General features: G+C 64.3%; 9 protein-coding genes and 1 pseudogene. 7 read left to right on the forward strand and 3 right to left on the reverse strand.

The window, feature by feature from the left end:
• Window positions 1-480: 480 nt before the first annotated feature.
• Both ABIB73_RS20410 and ABIB73_RS20415 read left to right on the forward strand, forming a co-directional pair.
• A complete protein-coding gene (locus ABIB73_RS20410; RefSeq protein WP_354226703.1) occupies window positions 481-1,233 on the forward strand; it encodes a transglutaminase-like cysteine peptidase in 753 nt (250 codons plus the stop codon).
• An 84-nt stretch (window positions 1,234-1,317) separates the two neighbouring features.
• Window positions 1,318-2,442, forward strand: coding sequence for a lysozyme inhibitor LprI family protein (locus ABIB73_RS20415; protein WP_354226938.1), 1,125 nt, complete (start codon window positions 1,318-1,320; stop codon window positions 2,440-2,442).
• A 228-nt stretch (window positions 2,443-2,670) separates the two neighbouring features.
• On the opposite strand, the gene ABIB73_RS20420 is transcribed toward ABIB73_RS20415, so the two are convergent.
• From ABIB73_RS20420 to ABIB73_RS20430, 3 genes and pseudogenes are all read right to left on the reverse strand, one after another.
• A complete protein-coding gene (locus ABIB73_RS20420; protein ID WP_354226705.1) occupies window positions 2,671-4,287 on the reverse strand; it encodes a phosphoenolpyruvate carboxykinase in 1,617 nt (538 codons plus the stop codon).
• Between the two features lie 284 nt (window positions 4,288-4,571).
• Window positions 4,572-7,200, reverse strand: a pseudogene (locus ABIB73_RS20425) (CHAT domain-containing tetratricopeptide repeat protein).
• A gap of 79 nt (window positions 7,201-7,279) precedes the next feature.
• Entirely contained in the window at window positions 7,280-8,014 is a 735-nt protein-coding gene (locus ABIB73_RS20430) for a HugZ family pyridoxamine 5'-phosphate oxidase (RefSeq protein ID WP_354226707.1), read from the reverse strand.
• Window positions 8,015-8,254: 240 nt separating this feature from the next.
• On the opposite strand from ABIB73_RS20430, the gene ABIB73_RS20435 reads away from it, so the two are divergent.
• From ABIB73_RS20435 to ABIB73_RS20455, 5 genes are all read left to right on the forward strand, one after another.
• Window positions 8,255-8,956: a response regulator transcription factor gene (locus ABIB73_RS20435; protein WP_027535781.1), complete on the forward strand. Its 702-nt coding sequence runs from the start codon at window positions 8,255-8,257 to the stop codon at window positions 8,954-8,956.
• Window positions 8,957-9,071: 115 nt separating this feature from the next.
• Window positions 9,072-10,862 (forward strand): sensor histidine kinase, encoded by a 1,791-nt coding sequence (locus ABIB73_RS20440; protein ID WP_354226709.1) that lies wholly within the window; start codon window positions 9,072-9,074, stop codon window positions 10,860-10,862.
• Window positions 10,859-11,383 carry an HPr kinase/phosphorylase gene (locus ABIB73_RS20445; RefSeq protein WP_354226711.1) on the forward strand — a complete coding sequence of 175 codons (525 nt, stop codon included), beginning with the start codon at window positions 10,859-10,861 and terminating at the stop codon, window positions 11,381-11,383. Before ABIB73_RS20440 ends, ABIB73_RS20445 begins: the two co-directional genes overlap by 4 nt.
• Before the next feature lie 133 nt (window positions 11,384-11,516).
• Window positions 11,517-11,918 carry a PTS sugar transporter subunit IIA gene (locus tag ABIB73_RS20450; protein WP_024339151.1) on the forward strand — a complete coding sequence of 134 codons (402 nt, stop codon included), beginning with the start codon at window positions 11,517-11,519 and terminating at the stop codon, window positions 11,916-11,918.
• The gene (locus ABIB73_RS20455) at window positions 11,915-12,232 is read left to right on the forward strand and encodes an HPr family phosphocarrier protein (protein ID WP_354226713.1); all 318 of its coding nucleotides are present in this window, start codon (window positions 11,915-11,917) and stop codon (window positions 12,230-12,232) included. Before ABIB73_RS20450 ends, ABIB73_RS20455 begins: the two co-directional genes overlap by 4 nt.
• Window position 12,233: the final 1 nt, after the last annotated feature.

Here is a 12,233-nt window from a genome sequence, read left to right on the forward strand (position 1 = left end):
GCATGGCCGCAGAGAAGACAAAGTAATTCATGAAATTTTTGTAAGTAGTTCTTCGCTTATATTCACGCATTTCCCGCCACCCCATGTATTCCGCTGTATAAATATGACCGCAGATACTTGCATCATCTTTCCTTCGTAGTGCCCCGCATCATACTGCGGCAAATACGGAGCTAAATCTGTGAGGCAACTAACAGAACCCGTGAAATAGCGGGTCATTAGCCATAAGACCCGGAATCGACGGCCCCACAACTTCTGCCTGCAATTGGTCCCATTTCGCGGCACCGGGGTCCTCCTAACCCCCGATTCGTAAAATTTTACGCAACTTGGGCAGGCCGGCTTCAGCCTGCCCCACGGTTTTGGGGCCCCTGACGGGCGCATTAAGCAGAACAAAACGGCCCGTCTCGCACTATCTCCGCGAAAGCAACAAGCCCGGCACGTTGAGGTCGAGAGGGACCTGGCGAAGCCGGAAGGGGATGTCAGATGGAGACCGCTGCTCACAGGCGCGCCTGGCGCGCAATCCTTGTTCTGTGCGGATTGATCCTGTTCGGATCGGCCGCCGGCCTTCGCGCCGGCACGCTGCTCTCGCCGGGACCCGGCGTTCTCGTGCGCAAATCAGCCGAGCCGTTCGGCGTGTTTGCCTTCGCCATCTCCACCGGCAGCCTGCGGCAGAAATGGTTCGCACTGAAGGACAAGCTCGACGACGACATGGTGCAGCTCGCGCTGTGCGACGGCGACCGCGATAATTGCGCGTCGCCCGCGGCGCTCAAACTGCTCGCCATTGTCGATCAGGCCCGTACTCGCGACGGCCGCGCACGGCTGGGCGAGACCAACCGCGCCATCAATCTCGCCATCAAGGCAGCCACTGACGGCGCCGAGGACGTCTGGAGCTCGCCGCTCGCGACCTTCGAGCGCGGCGCCGGCGACTGCGAGGATTATGCCATCGCCAAGCTGGCCGCGCTGCGGCTTGCGGGCGTTGCGGCTGACGACCTCCGCATCGTCGTGGTGCGCGACACCCTCGCCGGCGAAGCGCATGCGGTCGCGGCTGCACGGCTCGACGGCCACTGGCTGATGCTCGACAACCGCCGCATGGCGATGGTCGAGGACGACAATGCGCGGGGCTACCAGCCGTTGTTCGTGCTCTACCAGTCCGCCGTGCTGAAATATGTCGGCGAGCCCATGCAGTTCTCCGGGCTGGACAACCCGCGCCTGTCGCTGGTCGCCGAGACACGCTGATCTTCGAGCCATCTCGCCACAAGCCCATTCCGTCGCGCGATCCGGGACGCTAGCATGGCAGCAACCATGCTGGGGGCGACGGGAATGCGGTTCATCGTGCTGTCTGTGCTTGCGCTGCTGGCTTGGCCCGCGGCAACGGCCCTCGCCCAATCCGGCACGTCCGACCGCTCCATCGCCGACAAGCTGCCGCTGTTTGCCAAGAACAACTGCCAGCAAAACCGCGATCCCACCAATCAACTGCTCTGCGGTGATGCGGAGCTTGCCGCCGCCGCCGAGAAGCTGAGCGCGGCAACCGAGGCGCGGCTTGCCCGCCTGCCCGATCGCCTGCCCGCGATCGAGGAGAATGCGATCTGGACCCGGCAGCGCAGCCTCGGTTGCGGAATCATCGGCCAGACTGCGATCCGCTATGACGATGTCGACCGGATCAAGAACTGTCTCCTCAAGGTCACCGAGGAGCGCGCCGCGATCCTGCGCGATGCCGATTTCGACTGCCTCGCCGCCAACACCGCGGCCGGCGCGCTGATCTGCGCGGATCCGTCGCTGGCGCTTGCCGAGACCGAGCTGAACGGCGAAGTGCTTGGCCTGATCGGCAAGCTGGACCAGATCGCGGCACGCTTTGCCTTCGCCGAATACGGCCGATGGACCAGGGAGCGCGATCGCAAATGCAATCTCGTCGGCAAGGAGAATGTGCCGCTTGCCGAACTGTCGTCCGCGGAAGACTGTCTCGCCGACTATTTGAAGCGCAGGACCGACGAGATCGCTGCCGCCAAGGGCGATCCGAAGCAGGTGTTCGGCCGGCAGGTCGCAGCCAAATCGCCCGACACCGACGCCGTCGACTTCTGCGCCGCGCGGATTCACGCGGCCAATTCCTGCGGCAATTTCGTCCGCATCAACCGCGTCTACGCGCTCGACAGTCAGGTCGGCGAGCAGGAGGCGCAGGTCACCGGCGAGATCGAGATGGTCGTGCTGGCGCCCTTCACCGCCTGTAGCAAGGTCGCCTCAACCTGCACCGGCACCTGCTGGGACTTGCGGCTCGGCCGCGCGCAGCCGGCCGCGGAGCCGAAGCCAAATGACAGGGAGGCCTTCAACGTCACGCGCCGGCTCAGGATCCAGCGGACCTTCGCCTTCGTCAAAGCCGCCGATGGCTGGCGATGCCGGGAGGACGCGCTGGCACCGGTGAATTCGGGCACCTCGGGCGGGGGGTCGTAGGCTCCCTCCTCTCCCACTCCCCGCTCTTCGCGGGGAGTGGGTTTGGATGAGGAGCAGCCTCCGCGATCACGGTGAGAGCTGGACGCGCGGAGTCCCCCCTCACCCGGATTGCATCTGCGATGCAATCCGGCCTCGCCCCGCAAGCTGGGAGAGGCGAAGAGATCCCGAGCGCACACAACAAAAAGGGCGGCCTCTCGGCCGCCCCTTGCGTTCAGAACAGAGCGGAAATTACTCCGCCGCCAACTTCACGTCCGGCGCGGCCGCACGCACTTCGGCATCCACCTGGGCTTCGAACTTGGCAAAGTTCTTCTGGAACATGCCGACCAGCGCACGCGCGGTCTTGTCGAACTCGTCCTTGTCCTTCCAGGTATTGACCGGGTTGAGGATCTCGCTCGGCACGCCCGGCAGCGCGGTCGGGACCGCGAAGCCGAAATACTTGTCGGTGCGGAATTCGACGTTGCGCAAGCTGCCGTCGAGCGCCGCGGTGAGCAGAGCGCGCGTCACCTTGATCGGCATGCGCGAGCCGGTACCGTACTTGCCGCCGGTCCAGCCGGTGTTGACCAGCCAGCAATCGACATTGTGCTGGGCGATCAGGTCGCGCAGCATGTTGCCGTAGACGCTCGGGTCAAGCGGCAGGAAGGGCGAGCCGAAGCAGGTCGAGAACTCCGGCTGCGGCTCGTTGCCGAGACCGCGCTCGGTACCGGCAACCTTGGCGGTGTAGCCGGAGAGGAAGTGGTACATTGCCTGCGCCGGCGACAGTTTTGCGATCGGCGGCAGCACGCCGAAGGCATCGGCGGCGAGCATCACCACGTTCTTCGGCTGCGGCGCGCGGCCGGTGCGCGAGGCGTTGGGGATGAAGTCGAGCGGATAGGCCGAGCGGGTGTTCTCGGTCTTGGAGCCGTCGTCGAAATTCACCACACGGGTGCTTTCGTCGAGCACGCAGTTCTCGAGCACCGCGCCGAAGCGGGTCGAGGCGGCGTAGATCTCGGGCTCGGCTTCCTTCGACAGCTTGATGCACTTGGCGTAGCAGCCGCCCTCGAAATTGAAGACGCCGTTCGGGCCCCAGCCGTGCTCGTCGTCACCGATCAGCGTGCGGTTCGGATCGGCCGACAGCGTGGTCTTGCCGGTACCGGACAGGCCGAAGAAGATCGCAGCATCGCCCTTGGCACCGACATTGGCCGAGCAATGCATCGGCATCACGCCGCGCTCGGGCAAATAGTAGTTCAGCGTGGTGAAGACCGACTTCTTCATCTCGCCGGCATAATAGGAGCCGCCAATCAGCACGATCCTGCGGGCGAAGTCGATCGCGACCACGTTCTCTGACTTGCAGCCATGACGCTTCGGATCCGCGCGGAAGCTCGGCATGTCGATGATCGTGAGCTCCGGCGTGAAGCTCGACAGCTCGGCCGCCTCAGGGCGGATCAGCAGCGTGCGGATGAACAGCGAGTGCCAGGCGAGCTCGGTGAAGACGCGGGTCTTGATCCGGTAGGCCGGATCGGCACCACCGTAGAGGTCCTGCGCGAACAGCGACTTGCCTTCGGCGTGCTTGAGGAAATCCTGGTAGAGCGTCTCGAACTGCTCGGCGGTGATCGACTGGTTGCCGGCCCACCACATCTTCTTGTCGGTGGTGGCGTCACGCACCGTGAACTTGTCCTTCGGGCTGCGGCCGGTGAACTCGCCGGTGTCGGCGCAGAGCGCACCGTCGGCCGAGAGCACCGCCTCGCCCGCGGAGAGCGAGTATTGATAGAGTTGTGGTGCGCCGAGGTTCCAGTGAACCTGCTTGAGATTCTTTAAGCCGAATTTGTCGGCGCCGAAGGCACCGTTGCGCACGCCCGTCTCTTGCACGAAAAATCCTCCTAGAACCCGCGACACTCAGCGCGATCATGCTTTGGCGCCATCGCGGCCACCGTGATTAACAGGCCGTCCGGCCTCGGTTGGACGACCTAATATCGGTGAACGCCGACGTTGCCAAGCTGATCCCTCAGGATTTGGTTTATTCAAGGACCGCGCCAAACGTCGCGCATGTCAGCCCCTGAGCAAGCGCATCAAAAAATCACGAATGATCGCGCAACCAAATGCGCACATCGCCGTTTTTAAGGGTTATTGCAACGCACAATCGCGGCGCGGGTCTATCGTGCCGCACCCTCGCCGATGAGTGCGAACGGTGCCCACATCGCAGGGTACGCATTGCGCGGCGATGATGAGGTGTCATCCAGATAAGTCAACATCGCGCGCCGCAAGGCTTCGGCACGACCGATTTTTGGTTCGTTTTTGAGCAGATCGAAAGTCGATGTGGTCAAGCGCGTGGCAGCTTCGGAATCGACTGCCCAATGCGAAACCAGCAGCGCGCGGGCGCCGGCATAGAAAGAACGCGCGCGCCAATCCCGACAGCGCCTCGGCGCCGGGCTTGTCGCCGGCGATGGTATTGCAGGCCGACAGCACCACCCAATCCGCATTGAGCTTGAGCTGGGCGACTTCGCTTGCGGTCAGCAGGCCGTCGTCGAGCTCGGAGGGCTGGTCGGGAATGGAGAGCGCCAGCGAAGGCTCGCCCACACCCTTGATATCGCCGGCGACGAGGCCGTGGGTGGCAAAGTAAATGATGCTGTATTGAGCAAGCACTGCACGCTTGAGCGTCGTCTCGCTGGCATCGCGGCCGAGATGGATGTCGGCCTCGGCCGCGCCGACATCCCTGGCCACTGCGCTCAATTCGTCAGCGGTGTCGGGCAACTGCGGCAGCGCCTGCGCAAGCCGCGCGCGATCGACGCCCGCCCCGCGCCAGAAGTCGGTATAGGCGACGGTCGCGATGCTGCGCGCGGCGATCTTTCCGCCTGCTGCGCGGCGGTCGGTGGGCCCCACCTCGGCGGGATTGAACACGGGATCGCCAAAGCCCGTCATCGGCTTGACGCCTTGATCCCTGCGCGCAAAGGCGCGCAGCGATTTCAGGCTGACCACCGACGGCAACACCGAGACGGCCTGACGCCGCAACAGCCAGGCGGCGCTGCGATAGCCTTCGAGCTTGTCGGGAATGGCAGCTTGCGGCGTCTCCGTGACCAGCAGATGAAACGGCAACGCGGTCAGCGCGCCGGACGCCACCACGAGCAGGCTGCGCTTCTCCCTGGTCAGCGCCTCGACCGGGCCGAGCAGCGCGACATAAAGCTCGTTGGCGAGCGCGAGATCGAACAGCCCCGATTTGCCCGAGGCGTCGCGCGCCTTGCCGACGTCGAGGCCTTTGCGGAACGCGGTGACCTTCTGCGCCAGCGCGTCTGCGCCAAGCGGAATCTCCTTCCAGTCGACACCTTCGCGTGTGATCGCGATGACATAACTCTGTTTGTCGACGACGCAATAGATCGTCATCGCCTCGTCGGCCGACAGCAATGGCTGGAGGTCCTTCACTGTCAGCGGCAGCGGGTTGGAGAGCGAGGCATAGTCGGGGAATTCGACGGCGAGCGTCTTCTGCAAGCCGGCGCGTTCGCCTGTGATTGCCGCGATCCGCGCGCGGCTGCGCTGCTCGGCTGCGACGTCGCGTTGCGCCGATGGCTTCGACACCGCTGTGATGATCGCCTTGTCGAGCGCCTCGGACTCGGCTGCGAGATCCTGGTCCTTGCGCACGAACTCGGCGAGCCGGTCGCTGCCGGCGGCGAGCCGCACCGCGAGCTTGTTCACCGCGGATGCGGCGGAGGATTGCGTGCCGCGCTGGATCGCGGCGAGCGCCTCGTCCAGCGCCTTGTCGTCGGGCAGCAGGGATTGCTGTCGCGCGGAAAACAGGATTGGCAACACGACACGCAACTGCGCGCGATCGGTCGCAAGCGTCTTTTCCGAGAGCGGCAGGGCATCGGCGGTCCGCCCCGAGACATAGAGGAAATAAGCGAGATTGCTGGTCGAGGTCGCGACATCGGGATGATCCGGCCCAAGCGCCCGTTCACGGATGGCGAGCGCACGGCGATAGAGCGGCTCGGCATCGCCATAGCGCTGCTGGTGCTCGTAGAGACCGGCGAGATTGTTGAGAGAACGTGCAACGTCGGGATGATCCACTCCCAAGACCTTTTCGCGAATGGCGAGTGAGCGCTTGATCGGCGCCTCGGCGTCCGCGTCGCGGTTGAGGTCGCGATCGAGCTGGCCGATATTGTTCAGCAGCGTCGCGACCGCCGGATGTTCGGGGCCGCCGACCTTCTGGTAGATCGCAAGCGCCCGCTGAAACAGCGGCTCGGCGTCCGCATAGCGCTGCTGCTTCACGTAGAGCGTGGCGAGATTGTTGAGCGACTGGCCGACATCGGGATGCTCGTGCGACAGCGCCTTCTCGCGAACGGCGAGCGCGCGCTTGAACAGCGGCTCAGCCTCGGCGAACCGGCTCTGTCGCTGATAGAGCGCGGCAAGGTTGTTCAGCACCGGCGCGATCTCGACGCTGTCGAGACCCGTTCCCTTCTCCATGAGCGTAATGGCGCGCTTGTAGAGCGGCTCTGCCTGGTCGTCGTGGCCTTGGTCGGCGTAAATCTGCGCGAGGTTGTTGAGCGCGCCCGCGAGATCACGATTGTTGGTGGTCTTCTCAAGAGACGCCACCATGGCCTGCGCCAGCGGCAACGCTTCCGAATATTTGCCGGCGCTTCTGAGTGCGTTGATCCGTGCGCTCTGCGCGGCGAGATCACCCTTCTGGGCAAGGCTGGTCTGGGCAAGGCTGGTCTGGGCAAGACCGGGCGTGGCCAGCGATGCGATGATCGCGAGCGTCAAGCCTGCGACCCATGCCAAACGACGGCGCGTCATGAATCCTCTCGCTGCGAGCCTTAAAACCTTCACGGTCTTGGGTCGCAGCGATGGGCAGCAGCGTTCAAATTGTTGCGCGCTAGTCCACCTTCGCGCGCGCTTCGCCCACGAGGCGGACCAGCATCTTGCGCAGCGCCGTGCCGTTGGTCACCCGCTCCGGAAATTCGAGCCGCAACGCGTTCTGCCCGTCCTGCATGTCGAGGCCCTCAGGATCGCAGCCGGTGCAGCGCCAGTCGCCTTCAGCAGCACCGAGGAGCTTGATCGCATAGAGGCCCATGGCGTCGCGATGGTCGGCATTCATGTGCTCGACCGCGCCCTGCTCCGCCGCCAGCAGATCCTCCGCGCCGGTGAGGTCCGTGAGGAATTGCTCGGGCTTGAGGTCGACGATGCGGCCGAATCCGGCAACCAGATGGGTTCCCGTCGGGCGGACTCGAAAAAAGGAAAAATCCTTAAATGAAACAAAGGTTTCCGCCGATGGATGGACACTCAGATACCGCCGCTGGAGGAGATCCTGCTCGGCATCGGCCTGCTCGGCCCGGCCGGACAGCATGATCCGGGCGCCTTCCAGGGGATCGCCCGCCGCGCGCTCGTCCAGCATCAGCGAGACCCTGGCGTCTGCGAGGATGTTCCTGGTGTGGACGGCCAGCCGCGAGATCAGCAGGATCGGCGAGCCATCGGGATGGCTCGCCAGATTGACCAGGGAACAATAGGGATCGCCGCCGCTGGCCATCAGCGTCGCTAGCGCCCCCTGCCGGGAGCGCCTGAGCAGCGATTTGGCGAGCCGTCCGGGATCGAAATCGGGGGTCGGTTGCATCGGCTTTCTCGGGTCAGGTGGTTGCAAGGGAGGGCTTTTTTCGGCTAAACGAGGGTCTGGTTATGGGTCGACATGCGGCGAATCTGCCGTGTTTCGCGGAACTTGGTCACACTTCAGCCCAGCTTGCATTGCTCGGTGACAAAGTTCGAACTCCAAGTTCGGGACCCATGTATGCGGCGCATCACTGGTTTGCTCGCCGTTTAAGCCACGACCCAAACGGAAAGCAGAAAGCAGAGGCTCATGCCCACAATCGCTTTGGTCGACGACGACCGCAACATTCTCACATCCGTCTCGATCGCGCTGGAAGCCGAAGGCTACCGCATTATGACCTACACTGACGGCGCCTCCGCGCTTGACGGTTTCCGCACCACCCAACCCGATCTTGCCATCCTCGACATCAAGATGCCGCGCATGGATGGCATGGAGACGCTGCGCCGGCTGCGGCAGAAATCCGACCTGCCGGTGATCTTCCTCACCTCCAAGGACGAAGAGATCGACGAACTGTTCGGCCTCAAGATGGGCGCCGACGATTTCATCCGCAAACCGTTCTCGCAGCGGCTGCTGGTCGAACGGGTCAAGGCGGTGCTGCGCCGCTCGGCGCCGAAGGATCCGACCGTCGCGCCGAAGGAGAACGACGCCAAGGCGCTCGACCGCGGCCTGCTGCGCATGGATCCAGAACGGCATACCTGCACCTGGAAGAACGAGCCGGTGACGCTGACCGTCACCGAATTCCTGATCCTGCAGGCACTGGCGACCCGGCCCGGCGTGGTCAAGAGCCGCAACGCGCTGATGGACGCGGCCTATGACGACCAGGTCTATGTCGACGACCGCACCATCGACAGCCACATCAAGCGGCTGCGCAAGAAGTTCAAGGTGGTCGACAACGATTTCGAGATGATCGAGACACTCTACGGCGTCGGCTACCGCTTCAAGGAAGCCTGAGGCGCACGCGCCTTCACAAAAGACGAGAGCTGTGCCGGTTCTGATTCCATCAGGACCGGGATGGCTCTAGGATGCGGGGACCGTCGCACCAGCTGTCCTAACGCGGGCGTAAGCATTGCTTGACCGAACGCAGCCTGATTCGAGTTCGAACGCCGAGGACGTTGCCGCCCACGGTGCCTCGGACCGTGAGGACAAGCCGGCCGCGCAAGGCTGGCGGCCGCTGAACTGGCTCAAGCGCGCCGGGCAGTTCTTCTTCGCGCTGTCATTCTCAAGCCTGACCCGCCGCATCGTCTCGCTCAACCTCGCGGGCCTCGTCGCGCTGGTCGCAAGCATCCTGTATTTGTCGCAGTTCCGCGCCGGCCTGATCGACGCACGCGCGCAGAGCCTGCTCGTGCAGGCCGAGATCATCGCCGGTGCGATCGGAGCGTCGGCGACAGTGCAGACCAACGCGATTACCGTCGACCCGGAGCGGCTGCTCGACCTGAAACTAGGTGAGAGCTATGGCGGACCGGACGATTCGCTGGATTTTCCGATCAATCCTGAACGCGTGGCGCCGGTATTGCGCACGCTGATCTCGCCAACCAAGACCCGCGCGCGGATTTTCGATCCCAACGGTTCGGTGTTGCTCGACAGCCGTGACCTCGACAACGTGCGGACCATGCCACTGCCGCCGCCCTCGGAAAAACCCGGCCTGGTCGAACGCGGGATGGTCGCGGTGCGGACCTGGCTGAACCGCGGCGACCTGCCGCTGTATCGCGAGCTCGGGCGCGAGAACGGCAACGGCTATGTGGAAGTCGCTGATGCACTCGAGGGCCAGAAGCGTTCGATGGTGCGGGTCAATGCACGCGGCGAGGTGATCGTCTCGGTCGCGGTCCCCGTGCTGCGCTCGCGCGCCATCCACGGCGCACTGATGCTATCGACCCAGGGCGACGACATCGACCAGATGGTCACCGCCGAGCGCCTCGCGATCCTCAAGGTCGGTGGCGTGGCAGCCGCCGTCATGATCATGCTGTCGCTGCTGCTGGCGAGCACGATCGCAGGCCCGGTGCGCCGGCTCGCCGACAGCGCCGAGCGGGTCCGCCGCCGCATCAAGACCCGCGTCGAGATCCCCGACTTCACCCGCCGCCGCGACGAGATCGGCCATCTCTCCGGCGCACTGCGCGACATGACCAACGCGCTCTACAAGCGGATCGAGGCGATCGAAATGTTCGCCGCCGATGTCGCCCATGAGCTGAAGAACCCGCTGACCTCGCTGCGCTCCGCGGTCGAAACTTTGCCGCTGGCGCGCAACGAGAACAGCCGCGCCCGCCTGCTCGAGGTGATCGAGCACGACGTCAAGCGGCTCGACCGGCTGATTTCGGACATCTCCGACGCAAGCCGGCTCGATGCCGAGCTCCAGCGGCAGGATGCGATCCCGGTCGATCTCAAGCGCCTGCTGGGCACGCTGGTTGGGGTCGCCAATGAAACAAAACTCGGTCACGACGTCGCGGTCGAGGCGCGCTTCGAGGGCCGCAGCGGAAGCGACACGTTCGCCGTGACGGGTCACGATTCACGGCTCGGGCAGGTGGTCTCCAACCTGCTCTCCAACGCGCAGTCCTTTTCCGAGCCAGGCAGCAAGGTGCGGCTCATTTGCCGCCGCGTGCGCAGCGAGATCGAGATCGTGGTCGACGACAACGGCCCCGGCATCCGCGACGACGCACTGGAGCGCATCTTCGAGCGCTTCTACACCGACCGCCCGCATCAGGGCTTTGGCCAGAACTCGGGCCTCGGGCTCTCGATCTCCAAGCAGATCGTCGACGCCCATGGCGGACGCATCTGGGCGGAAAACCGGGCGGGCCCCGCCGACGCCGACGGCGCGGCGACGGTCGCCGGCGCGCGCTTCGTGGTGAGGCTGCCGGCGCTATGAGCGACGGTGGGCCCAGCGTTCACGCCTCTGCCGTCAAGGTCGGGAATGTGGCGGTGCTGATCCGCGGGCCCTCGGGCGCCGGCAAGTCGCGACTTGCCTTCGATTTGATCATGGCGGGGCGCGCCGGCGCCGTCGAAAGGGCCGTTCTGGTCGGCGATGACCGTGTCCATCTGGCGACAGTCGGAAATGAAATTGTGGTGCGCCCGGCCCGCCTGTTGGCCGGCCTGATCGAGATCCGGGGATTGGGAATCCGCTGTTGCGACTTCGTGGAGCACGCAACCGTCGGCCTCGTGGTCGATCTGGACGCCGACGACGCTGAACGCCTGCCGCCGCCGGAATCGCTGAAAACAAGCATTTTAGGTGTCGAAGTACCGCGAATCCCGGTCGGGCGCGGCTATTCACCCCTCCCTTTGGTTGTCGCGGCCTTGATCACTACCAAGAGTTCATCTTCCGTTAACCCTTCTCGCGATTGTTTGAAGGGAAATGGTAACCATATGAACCCCACTATCGCGACCGAATAGACCGGCGCAGCTCCCCTCATCCATCCGTCTAGATTCAGGGAGATACGCAACATCCCCTCTTGCGCGGGGGCTCTGGATGGTCAAAGTGGCGCGTTCGTGCGGTGCACCAAAAGCGCCCGCGAGGAGTTTTCCGATGATTGGTCTAGTACTTGTGACCCACGGGCGCCTTGCCGACGAATTCAAGGCAGCGCTTGAACATGTCATGGGTCCGCAAAAACAAATCGAAGCGATCACGATCGGTGCCGAAGATGATTCCGATCTCTGTCGAAGCGACATCATCGAGGCGGTTAACCGCGTCGATTCCGGCGACGGCGTTGCGATCCTCACCGACATGTTCGGCGGCACCCCGTCCAACCTTGCAATATCCTGCATGAGCCGGCCGAAGGTCGAGGTGCTCGCGGGCATCAACCTTCCGATGCTGGTGAAGCTTGCGAAGGTGCGCGAGGAGCGTTCGCTGCCCGACGCGATCGCGATGGCCCAGGAAGCCGGCCGCAAATACGTCACCATCGCCAGCCGTGTGCTCGCCGGCAAATGAGCGACGACGCGCCCCAAGCCGGGACGGGTGTGCCCGCGGGCGCGATTTCCAAAGAGCTCCTGATCATCAACAAGCGCGGCCTGCACGCCCGCGCCTCGGCAAAGTTCGTCCAGGCAGTCGAGCGCTTCAACGCGCAAGTGTGGGTGACCCGTGGCGGCGAGACCGTCGGCGGCACCTCGATCATGGGCCTGATGATGCTCGCCGCCGGGCCGGGCACCACGATCACGGTGGCGGCTGCCGGCGCTGATGCAGAAGCCGCGCTTGCGGCAATTGCGGAACTCGTTGAAAGCAAGTTCAACGAGGAAGGGACCTGAG

Source organism: Bradyrhizobium sp. F1.4.3 (assembly GCF_040548375.1).
Classification (GTDB): domain Bacteria; phylum Pseudomonadota; class Alphaproteobacteria; order Rhizobiales; family Xanthobacteraceae; genus Bradyrhizobium.